The organism is Actinoplanes sp. NPDC023936 (assembly GCF_040639325.1).
Classification (GTDB): Bacteria; Actinomycetota; Actinomycetes; order Mycobacteriales; family Micromonosporaceae; genus Actinoplanes.
In genome coordinates this window covers 25,445-43,412 of record NZ_JBEZZR010000028.1, presented here as the reverse complement: position 1 = coordinate 43,412, position 17,968 = coordinate 25,445, and the positions used below count along the sequence as shown (strand labels likewise).

Annotated in this window: 18 protein-coding genes; 11 read left to right on the top strand and 7 right to left on the bottom strand. The window is 68.7% G+C overall.

Annotation, left to right across the window (positions count from 1 at the left end; translation table 11 throughout):
• Positions 1–254 precede the first annotated feature (254 nt).
• From dacB to folE, 6 genes are all read left to right on the top strand, one after another.
• Positions 255–1,757 carry a D-alanyl-D-alanine carboxypeptidase/D-alanyl-D-alanine-endopeptidase gene (gene dacB, locus AB0F72_RS29280; protein WP_360437705.1) on the top strand — a complete coding sequence of 501 codons (1,503 nt, stop codon included), beginning with the start codon at positions 255–257 and terminating at the stop codon, positions 1,755–1,757.
• A gap of 60 nt (positions 1,758–1,817) precedes the next feature.
• Positions 1,818–2,858, top strand: coding sequence for a zinc-dependent metalloprotease (locus tag AB0F72_RS29275; protein ID WP_360437515.1), 1,041 nt, complete (start codon positions 1,818–1,820; stop codon positions 2,856–2,858).
• A gap of 3 nt (positions 2,859–2,861) precedes the next feature.
• Positions 2,862–3,836: a tRNA lysidine(34) synthetase TilS gene (gene tilS / locus AB0F72_RS29270; protein WP_360437512.1), complete on the top strand. Its 975-nt coding sequence runs from the start codon at positions 2,862–2,864 to the stop codon at positions 3,834–3,836.
• A 64-nt stretch (positions 3,837–3,900) separates the two neighbouring features.
• On the top strand, positions 3,901–4,476 hold the full coding sequence (gene hpt / locus AB0F72_RS29265) for a hypoxanthine phosphoribosyltransferase (RefSeq protein WP_014447908.1): 576 nt from the start codon (positions 3,901–3,903) through the stop codon (positions 4,474–4,476).
• A gap of 298 nt (positions 4,477–4,774) precedes the next feature.
• Positions 4,775–6,790 (top strand): ATP-dependent zinc metalloprotease FtsH, encoded by a 2,016-nt coding sequence (gene ftsH / locus AB0F72_RS29260; RefSeq protein ID WP_360437508.1) that lies wholly within the window; start codon positions 4,775–4,777, stop codon positions 6,788–6,790.
• Between the two features lie 5 nt (positions 6,791–6,795).
• A complete protein-coding gene (gene folE, locus AB0F72_RS29255; protein WP_360437505.1) occupies positions 6,796–7,434 on the top strand; it encodes a GTP cyclohydrolase I FolE in 639 nt (212 codons plus the stop codon).
• 1 nt (position 7,435) lies between these two features.
• Here folE and AB0F72_RS29250 read toward each other — a convergent pair whose 3' ends face one another.
• The 3 genes from AB0F72_RS29250 to AB0F72_RS29240 all read right to left on the bottom strand — a co-directional run bounded on the left by AB0F72_RS29250 (position 7,436) and on the right by AB0F72_RS29240 (position 11,058).
• The gene (locus tag AB0F72_RS29250; protein WP_360437502.1) at positions 7,436–7,696 is read right to left on the bottom strand and encodes a hypothetical protein; all 261 of its coding nucleotides are present in this window, start codon (positions 7,694–7,696) and stop codon (positions 7,436–7,438) included.
• Between the two features lie 66 nt (positions 7,697–7,762).
• A complete protein-coding gene (locus AB0F72_RS29245; RefSeq protein ID WP_360437499.1) occupies positions 7,763–8,449 on the bottom strand; it encodes a hypothetical protein in 687 nt (228 codons plus the stop codon).
• Positions 8,446–11,058 carry an FtsK/SpoIIIE domain-containing protein gene (locus AB0F72_RS29240; protein ID WP_360437496.1) on the bottom strand — a complete coding sequence of 871 codons (2,613 nt, stop codon included), beginning with the start codon at positions 11,056–11,058 and terminating at the stop codon, positions 8,446–8,448. The genes AB0F72_RS29245 and AB0F72_RS29240 overlap by 4 nt, the downstream gene beginning before the upstream one ends.
• Before the next feature lie 165 nt (positions 11,059–11,223).
• Here AB0F72_RS29240 and AB0F72_RS29235 point away from each other — a divergent pair, with 165 nt between their 5' ends.
• Genes AB0F72_RS29235 through AB0F72_RS29215 form a run of 5 tightly spaced genes read left to right on the top strand, consistent with a single transcriptional unit; the run spans position 11,224 to position 13,756 of the window.
• The gene (locus AB0F72_RS29235; RefSeq protein WP_360437493.1) at positions 11,224–11,517 is read left to right on the top strand and encodes a hypothetical protein; all 294 of its coding nucleotides are present in this window, start codon (positions 11,224–11,226) and stop codon (positions 11,515–11,517) included.
• A gap of 13 nt (positions 11,518–11,530) precedes the next feature.
• Entirely contained in the window at positions 11,531–11,872 is a 342-nt protein-coding gene (locus AB0F72_RS29230; RefSeq protein WP_360437490.1) for a hypothetical protein, read from the top strand.
• Positions 11,869–12,864, top strand: a complete 996-nt coding sequence (locus AB0F72_RS29225) for a hypothetical protein (protein WP_360437487.1) — start codon at positions 11,869–11,871, stop codon at positions 12,862–12,864. The genes AB0F72_RS29230 and AB0F72_RS29225 overlap by 4 nt, the downstream gene beginning before the upstream one ends.
• A gap of 3 nt (positions 12,865–12,867) precedes the next feature.
• Complete coding sequence (locus tag AB0F72_RS29220; RefSeq protein WP_360437484.1) at positions 12,868–13,152, top strand: hypothetical protein; 285 nt, start codon at positions 12,868–12,870, stop codon at positions 13,150–13,152.
• Between the two features lie 49 nt (positions 13,153–13,201).
• Positions 13,202–13,756, top strand: a complete 555-nt coding sequence (locus AB0F72_RS29215) for a hypothetical protein (RefSeq protein WP_360437481.1) — start codon at positions 13,202–13,204, stop codon at positions 13,754–13,756.
• A gap of 3 nt (positions 13,757–13,759) precedes the next feature.
• On the opposite strand, the gene AB0F72_RS29210 is transcribed toward AB0F72_RS29215, so the two are convergent.
• Genes AB0F72_RS29210 through AB0F72_RS29195 form a run of 4 tightly spaced genes read right to left on the bottom strand, consistent with a single transcriptional unit; the run spans position 13,760 to position 17,968 of the window.
• On the bottom strand, positions 13,760–14,362 hold the full coding sequence (locus AB0F72_RS29210) for a hypothetical protein (RefSeq protein ID WP_360437479.1): 603 nt from the start codon (positions 14,360–14,362) through the stop codon (positions 13,760–13,762).
• The gene (locus tag AB0F72_RS29205; RefSeq protein WP_360437476.1) at positions 14,359–15,474 is read right to left on the bottom strand and encodes a M23 family metallopeptidase; all 1,116 of its coding nucleotides are present in this window, start codon (positions 15,472–15,474) and stop codon (positions 14,359–14,361) included. The genes AB0F72_RS29210 and AB0F72_RS29205 overlap by 4 nt, the downstream gene beginning before the upstream one ends.
• Complete coding sequence (locus tag AB0F72_RS29200) at positions 15,471–16,016, bottom strand: hypothetical protein (RefSeq protein WP_360437473.1); 546 nt, start codon at positions 16,014–16,016, stop codon at positions 15,471–15,473. The genes AB0F72_RS29205 and AB0F72_RS29200 overlap by 4 nt, the downstream gene beginning before the upstream one ends.
• A gap of 5 nt (positions 16,017–16,021) precedes the next feature.
• Positions 16,022–17,968: a DMT family transporter gene (locus tag AB0F72_RS29195; RefSeq protein ID WP_360437470.1), complete on the bottom strand. Its 1,947-nt coding sequence runs from the start codon at positions 17,966–17,968 to the stop codon at positions 16,022–16,024.

Genomic DNA, 17,968 nt, shown 5'->3' with positions numbered 1-17,968 from the left:
ATCCGTGGGGGCAGCCGGGGGATGCGACAGCGCAGTTCCCCGGGGTTGCCCGGCCGGGAGAGGCCACCGCTCAGCTGAACCCCAACCCGGCCACGGCGGCGGGGGGCGTGCCTGAGGTCAAGCCGATCTCGGGTAGTGGTAGCTATGGGCGGGCCTCCGTGCCACTGAACATGACGCGGCCCGCGGCGTCGGCCTCCTCCGCCGGGGCGCGCGCGGCCGGCGACGCGCCCGTCGCCGGCGGCGGCGCAACGGCCGTGACCAGCGACGGCGCTGGCGTGGACGAGGCGGGAGCTGGTCGGAAATCCCGTACGAAATTGGTTTCTGTTCTTTCGGTCGTGGTGTTGCTGGCGCTGGTGGCGGCAGTGGGTCTGGTGGTGCGGCCCGGGCCGGTCGACGGATGGCTCGGCACCGAATCGGCCGGCTCGCCCAGTGCCGCGCCGGTCGCGCCGGAGCCCACGCCCACGCCGGTGCTCGCCGCCGCCGAGGCGGACGGCGCGACACCGGACACCGCTGCGGTGCAGGCGGCGCTCGACCCGCTGGTGGGTGCGAGCGCGCTGGGAAGCTCGGTGCACGTCTCGGTGCTGGACCCGGCGACCGAGACCGTGCTCTACGCGCAGAACGCCGACGTGCCGACCACGCCGGCCTCGACCACCAAACTGCTGACCGCGGCCTCCGCGCTGGCCGCCCGGGGGCCGGCCTATCGGCTGACCACCCGCGTGGTGGCCGGGGAGAACCCGGGTGAGGTCGTGATCATCGGCGCGGGCGACGCGACCATGTCGGTGGACGGGAATCAGCTGTTCCCCGGCGCGGCGCGGCTGGACACGCTCGCCGAGCGGGTGAAGAAGGCGCTGGGCGGCACCCCGGCCACCCGGGTGTTCGTGGACCTGTCGCTCTACGAGGGTCCGGAGACGGCTACCGGATGGGGTTCGAGCGACATCGGGGACGGGCAGGTGGCCCGGATCCAGCCGTTCATGACCAACGGTGGCCGGATCGACCCGGTGCACAACGAGTTCGGCGGCGACCCGCGGTACGTGAACCCGGCGAACGCGGCCGGCAAGCTGTTCGCGAAGGCGATCGGCGCGTCCTCCACGTCGGTCCGGGTCGCCGAGGCGCCGCAACTCGCCGAGTCGGGGAGCGCCCCGGCGCCCGGCGCGTCGGCCGCGGCCGGGAACGCCTGGACGCCCGGCAAGGAGCTCGGCAGGGTCGACTCGCCTCCGCTCGTGCAGATCGTCGACTGGATGCTGCAGCAGAGCGACAACGTGCTGGCCGAGACGGTCGCGCGGCAGGTGCCGCTCGCCGCCGGCAAGCCGGCGGCGAGCTTCGAGAACACCGCCGAGGCCATGCTCGAGAAGTTGCGGGAGCTGGGCCTTCCGGCCGACGAGGCCAATCTGTACGACGGCAGCGGCCTCTCCCGGAACAACGGGATCAGCCCGACCATGCTCGTGCGGACCCTGGCCCTCGCCGCGAGCGGCAAGAACGCCAGCCTGAGCGCGATGTTCAACGGGCTGCCGGTGGCCGGCTGGTCGGGCACGCTGCGTACCCGGTTCGTGGTGCCCAGCCCGAACCAGACCGCGCAGGGCATCGTCCGGGCCAAGACCGGGTCGCTGAGCGGGGTGAACACCCTCGCCGGTGTGCTGGTCACCAAGGACGGCCGGGTGCTCGCCTTCGCGATCATGGCGGTCGGCGGGGCGAACGCGGTGACCGCCCGCGCGGCGCTCGACAAGATCGCGGCACGGCTGGTGGCGTGCGGCTGCTGAGGACAGACCCCGGGGTTTCACCGGAGGGCCGGTTGGTTCCGCACGGGTACGGTGGGCTGCATGGCGCAGTTCGTTGACTGGGATCTGGCCGCCGCCACCGCGGGCGCGCTCTCCAAGACCGGCCCTGCGGTCTCCCTCGAGGAGGCCACGCAGGTGGTTGCCGAGCTGCGGGCACTCACCGAGGAAGCGGCGGGGCATGTGGCGGCGTACACCGGCTTGACCTCGCAGATGGAGGTTCCACCGGTGCGTGTGGTGGACCGGCGGGACTGGGCGAAGGTGAACATCGCCGGCCTCCAGCGGGTGATCGGCCCGCTGGTCAGCCGGATCGCCGGGGACAATCCGCCCGGCCCGCTCGCCGACGCGATCGGGTCCCGGGTCACCGGGGTGCAGGCCGGGACCATCCTGGCGTACCTCTCCGGTCGCGTCCTCGGGCAGTACGAAGTGTTCTCCGGCGAGCCCGGCCAGCTGCTGCTGAACGCGCCGAACATCGTCGAGGTGGAACGGAAGATCGGCGCCGACTCCCGCGACTTCCGGCTCTGGGTCTGCCTGCACGAGGTGACGCACCGCACTCAGTTCACCGCGGTGCCGTGGATGCGTGGCTACTTCCTCGGCGAGGTGCAGGCGTTCGTCGACGCGTCGCAGGGCGGCGAGCACATTCTCGAGCGGCTGCGCCGTGGTGTCGCCACGCTCTCCGACGCGGTGCGTGACCCGGAGAGCCGGGCCTCGGTGCTGGACATCGTGCAGACGCCGGCGCAGAGCGCCGTGCTGGACCGGCTGACCGCGCTGATGACCCTCCTCGAGGGCCACGCCGAGTTCGTGATGGACGGCGTCGGCCCGGAGGTCATCCCGTCGGTCGACTCGATCCGGGCGAAATTCAACAGGCGCCGGGAGAGCGGCAACCCGCTGGAGAAGGCGATCCGCCGCCTGCTCGGCATCGAGGTCAAGATGCGGCAGTACGCGGAGGGCCGCAAGTTCGTGCACGGCGTCGTCGAGCGGGTCGGGATGGCCGGCTTCAACCGGGTCTTCGAGTCGCCGCTCACCCTCCCCCGGCTGGAGGAGCTGGGCGACCCGGACGCGTACGTCGCCCGGGTGCACCACTAGACCATGGCCCGGATCCCGGCCCCGGTCGCCGCCGTTCGCACAGCGGTGCGCCGCGGCCTGGCCGACCTGCCGTCCGACGCGCTCCTGCTGGTGGCCTGCTCGGGCGGCGCCGACTCGCTCGCGCTGGCCTCGGCGGCCCGGTTCGCGTTCTCCCGGGTGGGGCTGGTCACGGTCGACCACGGCTTGCAGGAGGGCTCGGACCGCCGGGCCCGGTCGGTGGCCGCGTGGGCCCGGGACGCGGGCTTCGACCCGGTGCGGATCGAGACCGTCTCGGTGGCCGGCCTGCCCGGCGGACCGGAGGCGGCCGCCCGCACCGCGCGTTATGAAGCGCTCAGCGCCGCCGCCACCGAGCTGGGCGCGGCCGCGGTGCTGCTCGGCCACACTCGCGACGACCAGGCGGAGACCGTGCTGCTGGCGCTGGCCCGCGGCGCCGGCCCGCGCGGGCTCTCCGGGATGCCGGGGCGGCGCGGCGTGTTCCGGCGGCCGCTGCTCGACGTGGCGCGGGCGGACACCCGCAAGGCGTGTGCGGCGCTCGGCCTGGCCCCCTGGGAGGACCCGCACAACAGCGACCCGGCGTACGCGCGGTCCCGGGTCCGCGCCGCGGTGCTGCCGGTGCTGGTGGACGCGCTCGGCCCGGCCGTGGTGAGCAACCTCGCACGGACCGCGTCACTGGTGGCCGCGGACAGCGAGGCCCTCGACGAGCTGGCCGCCGGCGCGCTCGCCGCGGCGCGTGTCCCGGAGGGGCTGTCGGTGCCCGTGCTGGCCGGGCTGGCGGCCGCGATCCGCAGCCGGGTGCTGCACCGATGGGCGCGGGAGCTGGGTGCGCCGGGTGGCGCGCTGGCGTACCGGCACGTGGTGGCCATGGACGCGTTGATCTCGGAGTGGCACGGTCAGGGACCGGTCTTCCTGCCCGACGGGATCGTCGTGGCCCGCCGTGCGGATCGCCTCGTTCGGGTGGTTCCGGCCCATATCAAGTGAGGCCACCTCATCGGAATCCGGCCCCGTTCGACAATCGGTAACCTCCATGGGGCAGTCTTAGCCCATGGCTGATGGTTCTTGGTACGACGCCGACATCGACCACGTGATCATCTCGGAGGAGCAGATCCGGGAGAAGATCGATGAGCTGGCCAAGCAGGTCTCCGCGGACCACGCGGACGCGAAAGACGGAATCCTGCTGGTCTGCGTGCTGAAGGGCGCGGTCATGTTCATGGCCGACTTCGCCCGGGCACTCGGCCGGCACGGCCCGTCGACCGAGATGGAGTTCATGGCCGTCTCGTCGTACGGGCAGGGCACCACCTCCTCGGGTGTGGTGCGCATTCTCAAGGACCTGGACCGGGACATCACCGATCGCCACGTGCTGGTGGTCGAGGACATCGTGGACTCCGGGCTGACCCTCTCCTGGCTGATGAAGTACCTGGAGTCGCGCTCGCCGGCGAGCGTCGAGGTGGTCGCGCTGTTCCGCAAGCCGGACGCGGTCAAGGTGCAGGTCCCGGTCAAGTACGTGGGCTTCGACATCCCCAGCGAGTTCGTGGTGGGTTACGGGCTGGACTTCGCGGAGCGTTACCGCGAGATGCCGTACGTCGGGGTGCTGAAGCCGGAGGTGTACGCCCGTAGCTGAACCGCTTTCCCAGCGTGTTCACAGTAAGAGTCGTTCTGGGCGGTTTTACACCGAAACCGCCCGTACTTATCGCCGGGTACGGGGGGCTCGCCCTCCGGGCTCACGGGTTCGTAATCGGTACCTACGGTGTACGGTCGAGTGACCGATGGCGTGGTGTCACAAACGCCGGAGGGGCCGGTCCCGATTCACCGTCACCGGACAGGGGTATCGGAAAGCCGGCGGCCGCCGGTGGGCGGCGACGTTGAGGTGACCAGGACGCCGATCAGGAGGGTCCGGGCGCTTGGCGCCCGACAACAGTATGGAACGTACGCGTTTCTTCCGCCGCCCGGTGGTCTGGATCATTCTGGTGATCATCGGCGTAGTCGCGCTGAGCTCTTTCTTCACCAGTGGTCCCAGCTACCAGCGGGTCGATACTTCCATCGCTCTCGAGCGACTCAACCAGGGCGGCATCAAAAACGTCGTCCAGAAGGACAAGGAGCAGACGCTCCAGATCGAGCTGGACGCCCAGGAGCGGTTCGACGGCAAGTCCACTGACAAGATCGAGACTCAGTACCCGTACGAGGCGACCGAGCAGATCTGGGACGACGTCCTGCAGGCCAAGGCCACCGGGCGTGTCTCCGGGACGGTCGACGCCACGGTCTCCGGCGACAACATTCTGCTGAGCCTGCTGATCAACCTGCTGCCGATCGCGATCCTCGTGATCCTGCTGCTGCTGTTCATGTCGCAGATGCAGGGTGGCGGCTCGCGCGTGCTCAACTTCGGCAAGTCCAAGGCGAAGATGATCACGAAGGACACGCCGAAGACGACGTTCGCCGACGTGGCGGGCGCCGACGAGGCGGTCCAGGAGCTGCACGAGATCAAGGACTTCCTGCAGAACCCGGCGAAATACCAGGCGCTCGGCGCGAAGATCCCGAAGGGCGTTCTGCTCTTCGGCTCGCCCGGTACCGGTAAGACGCTGCTGGCCCGCGCCGTCGCCGGCGAGGCCGGGGTGCCGTTCTACTCGATCTCCGGCTCGGACTTCGTCGAGATGTTCGTCGGTGTCGGCGCGAGCCGGGTCCGCGACCTCTTCGAGCAGGCCAAGTCGAACGCGCCGGCGATCGTCTTCGTCGACGAGATCGACGCCGTCGGCCGGCACCGCGGCGCCGGCATGGGTGGCGGTCACGACGAGCGCGAGCAGACGCTCAACCAGCTGCTCGTCGAGATGGACGGCTTCGACACCAAGGGCGGGGTCATCCTGATCGCGGCCACCAACCGGCCCGACATCCTCGACCCGGCGCTGCTGCGCCCGGGCCGTTTCGACAGGCAGATCCCGGTGGACAACCCGGACATGGAGGGCCGCAAGGCGATCCTGCGGGTGCACGCCAAGGGCAAGCCGTTCACGCCCGACGTCGACCTCGACTCGGTGGCCCGCCGGACGCCCGGCTTCTCCGGCGCCGACCTGGCCAACGTGATCAACGAGGCCGCGCTGCTGACCGCCCGGAACGAGAAGCGGGCGATCTCCAACGAGTTCCTCGAGGAGGCGATCGACCGGGTCATCGCGGGCCCCGAGCGCCGCACCCGGGCGATGAGCGACAACGAGAAGAAGATCACCGCTTACCACGAGGGTGGGCACGCGCTGGTGGCCTACGCGCTTCCGCACTCCGCCCCGGTGCACAAGGTGACGATCCTTCCGCGTGGCCGCTCGCTCGGGCACACCCTGGTCCTGCCGACCGAGGACAAGTACACACAGACCCGCGCCGAGATGATCGACACCCTGGCGTACGCGCTGGGTGGCCGCGCCGCCGAGGAGCTCGTCTTCCACGAGCCCACCACCGGGGCCGGCAACGACATCGAGAAGGCGACCGGCCTGGCCAAGGCGATGGTCACGCAGTACGGCATGAGCTCCAAGCTGGGCGCCGTGAAGTACGGCAGCAGCGGCGACGAGCCGTTCATGGGCCGCAGCATGGGCCACGAGAAGTCCTACTCCGACGCGGTCGCCGCCGACATCGACGCCGAGGTGCGGGCCCTCATCGAGCTCGCCCATGACGAGGCCTGGGAGATCCTGGTCGAGTACCGCGACGTCCTCGACAACATGGTCCTGGAGCTGATGGAGAAAGAGACCATCACCCAGGACGACATGAACCGGATCTGTGCCCGGGTCGTGAAGCGGCCGCCGATGTCGCCGTTCAACGGCTTCGGCAAGCGGCTGCCGTCCGAGGCGCCGCCGGTGCTCACTCCCGCCGAGCGGGAGAAGCTGAAGGCGCAGGCCGAGGCGGACGGTCAGATCGCGGTCGGGCCGAACCCGAACGCGAACGGTTCAGAAAGCAGCAACTGATCACCTTGCACGACGAAATCGACTATCTCGCCGCCCGTCTGGTCGACGGCAAGCTCACCGGTACGCCGGTCGAGCAGGCCGTCGACCTCGGGCGGATCGAGAAAGCGATCCGGGAGATCCTCATCGCGATCGGTGAGGACCCGGATCGTGACGGTCTCGAGCGCACGCCCGCCCGGGTCGCCCGCGCCTACGCGGAACTCTTCGCCGGCCTCCGGGTCGACCCGGCGACCGTGCTCACCACCACGTTCGAGGCGGACCACGAGGAACTCGTGCTGGTCCGTGACATCGAGGTGCAGAGCATGTGCGAGCACCACCTGCTCCCGTTCAAGGGCGTGGCGCACATCGGATACATCCCGGGCACCGACGGGCGGATCACCGGCCTGTCGAAACTGGCCCGGCTCGTCGAGGTCTACGCCCGCCGCCCGCAGGTCCAGGAGCGGCTCACCTCGCAGATCGCCGACCTGCTGATGGAGAAACTCGCCGCTCGCGGCGCCATAGTGGTTCTCGAGTGCGAGCACCTCTGCATGGAGATGCGCGGAATCCGCAAGGTCGGCGCCCGCACTGTCACCTCAGCGGTGCGAGGCGCCTTCCAGACCGACGGCAAGGTCCGGGCCGAAGCGATGGCCCTGATAAACGCCCGCTGATTCAGATGAGGCCGCGGAACGTGTTGGCCGAGTCCATCGCCGACACGGTCAGCGCGGTCGCCTCGTCCAGGCGGGTGCGGGCCTGCTCCAGATTCGCGATCGCGGTGGCAGCCGCCGGGTGGAACGAGCCCACCGCCGTCATCCGCAGCAGCAGCAGCGCCTGATCGAGCTGGTCCGACACCTGCTGGATGCCGGCGATGGCACGCTGGGCACCGTCCACCGACGCGGCGACGTTGACCTTGACCTCTTCGACGCTTGCCATGGTTCCTCCCCTGTCTCGCACCCTGTCTCGTGCACCCGGTCCCGGGCGGCCCGATCTGGTCCGCTCTCAGCCGAACAGCGCTTGAAGGCCCCGCCCGGCGCAGGTGAGCAGCACCGGAACCAGGCAGACGATCACGCCGAGCACCGCGGTCCGGTCCGCTTTCACACCCTCGTCGTCGTAGACGAAACCGATCGTCGCCCAGCCCAGCCCGAACGCCAGCAGCGGCATGCTCAGCCCGCACGCCAGCGCGTAGTCCGGCGGCGAGCCGACCAGCAGGAACAGGATCACCTGCACCAGCAGCACCACGAACGCGAACGGCCCGTAGATCAACAGGTTGCGTCCGTAGGGCCGATGCGGGCCGAGTGGCGCCGGCCCGATGAACGCGTGATCCGCGGCGTCCGCGGTGGCGCGCGCTTCGTGCAACGCGGCGAGCACGGCGGCCGGCCCGCCGGCCACCTTCGCCATCGCCACGGCCTGATCCTCCGCCTGCGGCGTCAATTCCCATTCGGGTACGGCGAAGTCGCGCGCCAGTCGTGCCCGCTGCGGTGTCAGCCGTGCCCGTACCGAAGAAAGCTCCTGCCGTGCGGCAGCGATCGTCTCGGCATGCTCGCCCGCCATCGAGCTCGCCGCCCGGCGCACCGCGTCGAGCTCCCGGGCAGCGGCCAGGTAGTCCGCCCACGGGTCAGGCGGCGCGGCCTGCGGCGGCGCGGCCTGCGGCGGCACCGTCCCGCGCTGTTCGGCCTGCTCGGTCACGGCTCCTCCGCTTCCGGGGCGACGAACGGGACCACTGTCACGGTGCGGTCGGTGTGCCGGTCGTGCAGCAGCACCCGGTTCGGGCGGGGGTGCCAGTCCACCGCGCGGCCCAGCATCAGCGTCACGTCGGTCTGCGGCACGTTCAGGAAGAGCAGGCCGGCCACGTCCTCCCGGCCCATGCTGCCGCCGGTCTCCTCGCCGAACCGGCGCACGCCGCGCCACCAGGAGAGCAGGTGCGCGCCCCGGCTCGGGCCCTCCCGCAGCAGCTGCCGCAGCCCGCTCAGGCTGCCCGGCGGCGCCGCGTCCATCCCGAACACCACCCGATAGCCGGGACGCCCGGCGTCCAGCTCGGCGGCGAGACCGGCGGCGTCGACCACCGCCACGTCCTGCCGGTGGGCGATCTCGGCAGCCAGCGCGGAGGCCATGGCGTCGCCCTCGGCCACCAGCGAGGCGATCACGAACCGGGTGGTGCGGGGCGCGTGGCAGGCCGCCACGCTGCGCGCTGCCGCGTCCAGCACCTCGGCGCCGACGGCGTTCGAGCCGAGGATCGCCAGATGCCGGCCGGGCGAGGAGTCCAGCGGGAACGTGGCGGTCGACAGGTTCACGTCGATCACCCGGCCGAGCAGCGCCGCGGGCCGGGACGACCGGCCGGCGAGCGTTGCACGGTACGTCGGGTCGTCGGCGAGGTGCTGGTGCGCGTAGCCGGCGAAGACCAGCGGCTGCGGCGACTCCGGGTCGCGGGCGGCCCACAGCCGGTGCCGCAGGTCGCTCAGCAGTTTCTGATCGGCGTGCGGATCGGGGAACCGGACCACCCGTTCGTGTCCCCGGGTCGCACCCCGCGGGCCGCCCAGGCCGCCGGCCGTGTTCACCACCGCGCTGCCCAGCGGCAGACCTGCGGCCGAGTCGTTCGTCGGCTCCAGCACGTCACCACCGCCCGGCAACGCGATCCGCACCGGGAACTGGCCGAAGATCGAGTCACGTTTCGCGTAGAGCGCCTCGACCCCGAGGACGGTCTGACTCGCCAGGACCAGGTGAATCCCGTACGACCGGCCCTTGCGAGCCAGCGACTCCAGCAGGGCCACCGCCTCGGCGGCCGTCGGGTCGTTGCCGGCCAGCAGCACCTGGAACTCGTCGATCACACACAGGATCCGGGGCAGCGGACGGCTCCGCCCCTCCTCGGCCGCGACCGCCCGCAGATCCGCGAAGCGCGACACCCCGGCCCGCTTGTACGCCAGGGAGCGGCGGCCCATCTCGGCATCCAGCTCGCGGAGCACGGCCAGGCCGTACTCCCGGTCGGACTCGACGCCGACCGCCCGCGCGTGCGGCAGCCAGGTGCGGTCCCGCCGGGTCGGCACGAACTCGGAGAACGAGACGCCCTCCTTGAAGTCGAGCAGGTAGAACGCCAGCTCGTCGGGGCGGTAGCGGGCACCCAGGCCGTACAGCACGTTGATCAGGAACGCGGTCTTGCCGGCGCCGGACCGGCCACCCACCATCCAGTGCGGAGTGAGGTCGTTGAAACGCAGCACCAGCGGCACGTCGCCGTGATGGCCCACCACGGTCTCCACCCCGGACGCCGCGTCACCACTCCACAGATCCTCGGCCGAGTCCGGCAGCAGGTCGGAGAGCGTCACCCGGGACGCCGCAGCGGAATCCGCCGCCAGCTCCTGGCAGACCGCGTCGATCAGGCGCGGAGGCGGATCCTCGTCCAGGAAGACCGGCGCGTTCAGCCACAGCGCCTCCGGCACCGACCCGAACGTGCCGCCCGGCGGGTCGCCGATGATCGCGAACGGGTTGCGCACCGAGATCGCCGTGGTCCGTGGCAACGGCGCCTGCGTGGTCTCGGTGGTCAGCGGCGCCGGCGGCCAGCCGGCCACGATCAGGTGCAGCCCGGAATCCGGGCCCTGCTGGGCCAGCGCGGCGATCCGGCGCAGCTCCTCGCCCTCGGTCATCTCCGGAAGGCCGGCGATCACGACGAGCAGCGTCCGGTCCCGCCGGGCCCGGCGGGTGTTGCCGGCCCGGGCCGGGCGCAGCCATTTCTCCGCCTCCGACAGCACATCGCGCAGTCCCTGGCGGTCGGTCGCCGGCGGCGACATCAGGCCGGCGTCGGCGAGCTCCTCGAACGGGGCGAAGACCGCGCCGCCGCCCACCCCGTCGACCGCGCGGACCAGCAGCGAACCGGCCTGCGCCGACGCGAACAGCCGCACCAGCAGCGCGCGCAGCAGGCCGAACACCCGCGGGTCCGTCGCGGTGGCGTCGATCGTCAGGTGGCCGGCGCCGAGCAGGGGCACCACCGCCGGGAACCGGACGTCGTCCAGCGGCTGAGCGACACCCACCCGGACGAACTGCGGTTGTGCCGGCCCGCCGCTCGGGTCGCCACCCAGCGGGCCGAGGGGAGTCATCGGGTCCAGGGTCACGCCCCGCCAGCCGGGCGCCAGGTGCGCCGCTGCGGCCCGCAGGCGCTCGGCTATCCCGTACTGGTCGCGGGGGTCGGCCGCGGCCGGAGCGTACGCCTCCAGCGCCGCGGCGGCCGCGTCCACTGTCGCCACCGCCTGCCGGTGCAAGGCGGCGGCCTGCCGGACCCGCAGAGTCGAATCAGCCACTGCCACCACCTCCTGTCCGCGGATAAAACCTATCCCAGAGGCCGTCGGCCGCCGCGTTGCGTCCCCGATCCCGATTTCGTGCCCCGCCGTAGGCGCGTTCCGTGCCGGGTTGAACTCGAAGCGTGTTCCGGTGGTATTCGCCTGCACAGGATCAGCTGGTTTGTGGAGGCCGCAGTGGACACCAACTACATCGTTTCGGGCGAGGCAGCCGGCGGCTGGATCCGGGTCGAGCTCGCCAGCGACGGACGGCTCTGGGACCTGATCCTGGATCCGCGGGTGACCGCCATGACGGCCCAGGACCTGCGATCCGGCCTGGTGGAGGCGTTCCTCGACGCGCAGGAGTGCCTGGCCCCGGCCACCGGCGAGGCGTTCGCCCAGCAGGTGGCGGATGCCTCCGAGGCGGCCGAACGGCGGTTCGCCGAGATCTCCACGGCGCTCTACGACATCACCCGGAGGGCGGTGCGGTGAGATGAGCGTACAAATGCGGTTGGATCCGGACGCGGTGGCCGCGACCGGCAGCACTCTGGCGGGGATCGCCCAGCGGATGGCCGCCGATGTGGCAGAGCTTGATGCGACAGTGGCCGGGGCCGCCAACCCGTGGGGCGAGGACGAGAGCGGAAGTGCGTTCGCGCTGGCCTACCAGGCGATTCTCGGGCATGCGCTGGGGGCCCTCGGGTCGTATGTGCAGCAGATGGGTGACGCGGCGGTCAGCCTGACCGTGCAGGCCAGGGCGGTGGCCATGGCTGATCTCGCCGCAGCGTCCGATCTGTCTTCCTCTGGTTCGCCCTTCCCCGGCTCGGCTTCTCCCGGGGGCCTTCCGTGACCATCGAGCTGCCCGCGGAACTGACCGAGCCCCTCGGCTGGGTCGGGCTCAGCTGGCCGCAGGTCGACGAGGACCGGCTGTACGCCGACGGCCTCGCCTGGATCGAGCACGGCACCCGGCTCCGGCGGCACCTCACCGAAGCCGACGCCGCCGCCCGCCGGGTCTGGATGGAGAACGAGGGCGCCTCGGTCGAGGCGTTCGAGCAGTGGTGGAACGGCCCCGAGGGTCCCGGCCGGCGGCTCACCGACGCGGCCACCGCTGTCGAACTGATCGGCGCCGGGCTCATCGCCATGGCCGGCGTCACGGTCGCGCTGAAGACCGCGTACATCGCCCAGCTCACCCTGCTCGCGTTCCAGGTCGGCCAGGCCGTGGCGACGTCGTTCGTGACGGCCGGGGCCACGCTCGCCGAAATACCGGTCTTCGTGGCCGCCACCCGGCTCGCCTGCCGGCAGCTCATCCACCGGTCGCTGCAGGTCGTCGAAGGCGAAATCGCGCAGATGTTCACCCGTGCGGCGGACCTGCTGCCGGTCTCCTCCGGCGCTCTGGTCCGCCAGGCCGGCCTCCTCGGCCGTCATTTCGGGCAGAACTCCGAATTCCATCGGCTCATGCGTGAGGTCGAGCAGGTCGACGTGCGCAGCCCCGTCAACGGCGCGACCTTCTACTCCGGACGCGCCGGTGACGGCACGCCGATGCGGGTATTCGCCGAGAAGTACACGGATGGGGTGACGTCGGTGACACTGGAGAAGACGCCGGGCGGTGCGACCTTCGACGATCTGCGGCTCTTCGAGGACGGATCACCCGTACGGCAGACGCAGGCCCGGGACATCTGGGGCCGGCTCTCCGAACGGTATGCGTCCACCGCGGTCGGCGAGGTGACCGCCTGGACACACAACCCGCGCGCCGACGGCATCTGGAACGCTGTCGAACGGCGGGCCCTGTTCGAGAACCCGGCGACGACGCGGCTCACGACCATCGACCCTTCGGGGGTGTGACGATTGGCAGTCCACGAGATCCGCAGCCAGGCCGCGCGGACAGACAGCGGGGTGCTGTTGCGGACGGTCGACCGGGAGACGATGCGCGTCGAGTACCGGGGGCGTGTCATGCATGTGCCGGTCGACCGGGGGTTGTTCAGTTACGGGTTCTACCTGCCGGCGGCGCCTACCTGGGATGACGAGTCAGTGGTGTCCTCCGAGGACCTCGAGATGGTCAAGGCGGCGATCGTGGAGATCCAGCGGCATTGGGGGTTCGGTGTGGACTTCCATGTTCTCGAGGTGGATTAGGGTTCGTGGTGTGGGAGCGGGCGTGTCGGAGCCCTTGGAGGTCAAAGCCGTGGTGACGTCAGACGGCGCAAGCCGCCCAGCCGGAAGCGAGTCAAGCGGAGGCGTGCCGAGCGGCACCATGCCGGGCGGAAGCGGGCTGAAGAGCGGCCGGCTGCGAAGCCGTCGCGTTCGGCTGTTGCTAGCGTTGACCGCCGGTGTTATGGGGTTGTTGTGCTTAGGCGGAGCAGGCATCTTCTTCGTCCTATACGACGACGCCACCGAAATCGAGCGGACGGCTCCCGACGCTGTGGTGGACAGCTTTCTGGGTGCTTACCTTGTGAATAGGGACGACGAAGAAGCGGCTTTGTATCGCTGCGGATCAGGCAACTTTGATATGCTGCAAAGCTTCCGCGAGGATACTCAAAATCGTGAAATTGAGCACTCGGTTGGAATTTCGACAACTTGGTCAAGTCTTGACGTAAAGATCGTTGGAGACAAGGGCACCGTCGAAGCTGACCTAACTCGGACTATTGCGAAGCAGGCCGGGCGTGACAGCAGTTCGTGGCGATTTGATGTAGTAGAGCAGAATGGCTGGCGTGTCTGCGGCGCTACAAGAATATATTAGTGATCATTCGATCCAGAGTAGGTGCGCTGGTACCTCTAACGTTCTTGGTGTGCGGCCGTCCCAGCCCCAGCGGTACCAGTCGAGTTCTTCCGTTATACGTGCGCAGATTTCGCCATCCTCGCTCGTGTAGAGCTCGGTGACCGCACGGAGATCACGCTGCTCACCACCGTCTTCCAGCAAGCGAGTGACACGGCGCCCGGCCAGGAAATCGGCCTCGGTGGCTACGACCGGCGGCCGCCGCGGCGGCTCATCAAGTGTGACCAGTTGTGCTTCCGCCGGTCTGTTGGATGAGGTCGTCCCGGCTACGCCCAACTCCTCGACCCACACCCGATCAACCGGTACCAGCGCGGCGAACACTTCAGTTTGCTCTGCTTCGGCGCGATACCACTCGGATTCGGCCATGACGGGAACATACGTCCGGCTGCCCTGGACGACCTTCTCGTCGGCACGCAGGTCGCCCCGCCAACCCAGACCGGGAGATCCGATCACCACGCGACGGCCGCGGAGTTGCCCGCCCATTGTTGCTGGAGTCGGGATCACCGGACGAGGAGCGTCCAAGGCCCATCCTGAGTTCGCAGCGAAAGGATCCGGGAATCCGTCGTTCATCCTTCACCGCCCAGCGCCGCACCCTGTTGCCGCATGAACCGAACAGGGTCGACCGCGCCGGCGCTCGATCGGTCGTTGTTCAGATGCACCTCGAAGTGCAGGTGCGGGCCCGAGGAGTTACCGCTGGAGCCGACTCGTCCGATGATGTCACCGGCTGCAACCTGCTGATTCTCTTTGACGAACGGCCGTTGCACCAGGTGACAGTAACGCGTCATGACGTTTCCCGCATGGATGATCTCGACCATCCACCCGCAGCCGCCCTTGCCCGGATAGCCGTCAACATTGCAGCTCTTACGGCCCCGGAAATCCTCGTCGCATTTGACTAACGAGACCACGCCGCTTGCTACCGACGCGATCGGTGTGTACTTGTCGACGCTGAGGTCGACGCCTTGGTGGTTGGGGCGTTCAGGACTACGGAAGCCTGAGCCGACACCAGCCCGCAGCGGAACAGTCCAACCAGATGCTGCGATTTGACCCGAGGCGGCGCAGACCATCGTGACCGAGTTCCCAGCCGCGCTGGCCGCCCCGTCGGCGAGCATGTTGACGATCTGAGTGGCGATCGGTTCATGTTTGGCGTACGCATCTGGGTAAGCGCTGATCTGGACGGATTGTGCGGCCCGGGTCAACGGCATGGTTTCCCAGCCGTTGACAGTCTTCAGCTTGTTGTAGAACTTGGTGCTCGCGTAGACCGGGTCCCGAACCTGTGCCGGCGTCCCCCACCCGGAACTCGGCCGCTGCTGGAACAGACCCTGCGAGTCATGGTCGTTGCGGGCACCCAGGTGCCCGAGGTTGACCAGCCGGGATTCCTGCATCGCAGTAGCTACGGCGATCACCCACGCACGCGGGGGCATCTGCAGCTGCTCACCGACATTGATGATGACGGCCGCGTTACGAATCTGAGTTGCGCCATAGGGTCTGACCCTCGGCAACTTCGAGTCCGGGTCGATCGCGCCGCCCTTACCGCATCCAAGTGCCGCGTTGAGGCTGCTCTGTTCATCATTGCTGAGGCTGCCGAGCAGCAGGGCTGTCACGCTTCCACCGCAACAAAGCAGCACGAGCGTCACGACCAGGGAGATAAGCACGACTATCCTGCGTGGTCGCGGAACGCTCACGCCGACTCCCAGTCGATGCCGTCGACCAGCCAGAGCCCTTCTGGAGCAATGAGCCGCAGGCTCAGCTTCCCGGAGTCCATCGTGACGATCGCGTTCACCATGGTGTCGTTGACCGCTACGAGTTCGGGACGGCCGATCACTCGCTCGGCCGGCACCCCGGCAGGATCCACCCCACGGAGTTGATCAGAGAGATTGGAGGTGGAGTTCGGTAGAAGACGATCCCGCCATTTCTCCGCGCTCACCGACTGGTGGTCAACCCATGCAGAGGCGAAGGCATAGGCGACCGCCTCCGGTTTGGCCTGCCCTGGACTGGTCTTCGGCGTCGGCGGAGGCTCGGACGACACGACGCTGTCATCCTCGGACGGGTCGATGCTGATCGCCGGTGCGGGACTTCCGGCACCGAGCTGTGGCGAGACGTCATCCCCGTCAGAGAAGAGGCGGCCGATGCCCACCACCGCGAACACGATCGTGACCAGAACGATTGCGACACCCCACCGCGACCGGAAGATCCCGGTGAGCGTGCGTTCGAACAGCCCTGCCACACCACTCACCGAGCCTCGGAACGAATCCGCGGGCTGGCCGGCTCCTGACTTGTCGCTCCGGTCTCCGGTCGGTAGATGGCGTACGACGCGGGCTTCTCCGCAACCTCGGGCTCGGTCCACTCTGCGGCCCCGCGCGAACGGGCAGGAGCGGATTGCTGCCGTTTGGACGCCGGAACGGGCGCTCCGTCGTGGACGGTTTCCTTACCGTCCGGACGAGTGGCGACGTCCGTGGAAATGCCGCTGCTCACGATCTCGGATCGAGTGGCACTCGAGTGCGCTGGGTCTTCCAACCGAGCTTCAGGGCGCAGGTTCCGCTGTTCCACGTATATCGGACGGCCGTCCTTGCCGAATGTCGGCTCGCGCGTCCCCCCACCTTCAGCAACTTCGAGCTTGGCCGCCTCACGCATGTCACGGAAGAACCGGCGGTGCCACGAGCCAGCGGACGCAATCGCGGCCGCGCTGTCCTTCCCGCCAAGCTGAGTGATGCGCCGGTATGGGCGAAGAAGGAGCCAGCCGACGACTCCACATAGCCAAACCAAAACGACCTGTAGCCATCCAGCAAGACTCGTGGTGCTCATGATCAGGTCAACGGCGAAAAGATAAATAGCCGCGCCGGTTCCGAAGATGGCGATATTGAAAATAGCGGCCACGACTGCATTGCCAAGGCGACGAATCCCTGAGCTTGCCGGGCGTAGTAGGCCAATCGTGCCAAGGATTGGGGCGACGATTACTGCCCATCTGAAAATCAAGAACCCTAGAAGCACGAGGATCGAGGCGGTAATATCGAACATTGCGAACAGGAATGCCGCAAGCACTGCAATAAAGCCGGCCCCGATGCGCTCCATTCCGTTAATTCCCTGCAGGTAGCTATAGGCTTCCGGATCTTCATTCTTGATCTGCTCGGCGACCCTCATCCATTGGTCTTTTTTGCGTTCCAGGGTGCCATCGCGAGTCTCGGGGTTGCTTCGAATCTTCTCGACTTCGTCCCAGCTTAGTGAGCGGGCGTCGTAGAGCGCCTCTCCGTACTTCTGTGCAGTCTCGCTATCTGCCGATCCCAGTAATCCGCGGAGCCAGTTGCGATACAGCATGCTCTCGGTCGCTGTGTCGCTGGCGCGCACCGCAGGTGGCCGATTGTCGGTGCAAGCTTCCGGCCCTAGAGCGCACCCGGTGATGGGTTTGTCCGGCTGTGGTCCTACTGCGTCGTGAACTACCCCGAGGCTCGTAATCAATGTCTGGTCAGCGATGTTAGCCGAGCGGACTGGCCAAGCTGCAATGGCAGTTACGACGACCATGATCAAGATCGCCCAGCCAGCCGTTGTGGTGGCGGCGCCCATATCGGCTTGCCTGGAGCGCCACAGTAGATAGATGCCAACGACGGCTAGCGTCACAACACCGAATACGCTGAATACTTTCTGATAAACGGCTGTGGTCGCCTGGTCGACAAGAGGATTCGCCCAGCCCCACAAGGTCTCTGGTTCCCATGCGCGTTCTCGTAGGGCGTTCGATGCTCCAATGATCGCGGTGGCAATCATTAGCTCGCCGTTGGCGATTGTGTTTTCGACTTTTGTATCGGCTTCGGTGACCGAGGCTGCGCAGCCGCCTTCGAGATCGTAGGTCGAATAGCTATAACCGGCATAGCCGTAGTCGCTGTAGAGTCCAGGGTAACTGCCAGTAGTGGACGAACTTGGGCGCTCTGCGAACCATCCGGCCAAGCCGGAATCTGGGGTGCTGGGTGTTGGCGGAGTCAGACATTCGGCTCGGGTGCCTGTCACTTTGGCGAGCCGTCCCACACACCCCGAAAGATTCTGCTGCCACTCCTCGACGCTGCAGAGCCCCCCAGGCGCCTTGGCCGGCGCCGCAAAAGCTCCCTCCGGGGCTGCCACCGCCCAAGCGATCGAAGCGACCGCGACGACAATCATCGCCGTTACCAGCGCCAACCCCCGCCGCACCAT

What these genes read in the sequence shown, in the direction of transcription:
- AB0F72_RS29210 (WP_360437479.1), bottom strand. Translation starts at nt 14,362, where the DNA reads ATGAACGACGGATTCCCGGATCCTTTCGCTGCGAACTCAGGATGGGCC.
- ftsH (WP_360437508.1), top strand. Translation starts at nt 4,775, where the DNA reads ATGGAACGTACGCGTTTCTTCCGCCGCCCGGTGGTCTGGATCATTCTG.
- AB0F72_RS29230 (WP_360437490.1), top strand. Translation starts at nt 11,531, where the DNA reads ATGCGGTTGGATCCGGACGCGGTGGCCGCGACCGGCAGCACTCTGGCG.
- AB0F72_RS29250 (WP_360437502.1), bottom strand. Translation starts at nt 7,696, where the DNA reads ATGGCAAGCGTCGAAGAGGTCAAGGTCAACGTCGCCGCGTCGGTGGAC.
- AB0F72_RS29195 (WP_360437470.1), bottom strand. Translation starts at nt 17,968, where the DNA reads ATGGTGCGGCGGGGGTTGGCGCTGGTAACGGCGATGATTGTCGTCGCG.
- AB0F72_RS29275 (WP_360437515.1), top strand. Translation starts at nt 1,818, where the DNA reads ATGGCGCAGTTCGTTGACTGGGATCTGGCCGCCGCCACCGCGGGCGCG.
- hpt (WP_014447908.1), top strand. Translation starts at nt 3,901, where the DNA reads ATGGCTGATGGTTCTTGGTACGACGCCGACATCGACCACGTGATCATC.
- tilS (WP_360437512.1), top strand. Translation starts at nt 2,862, where the DNA reads ATGGCCCGGATCCCGGCCCCGGTCGCCGCCGTTCGCACAGCGGTGCGC.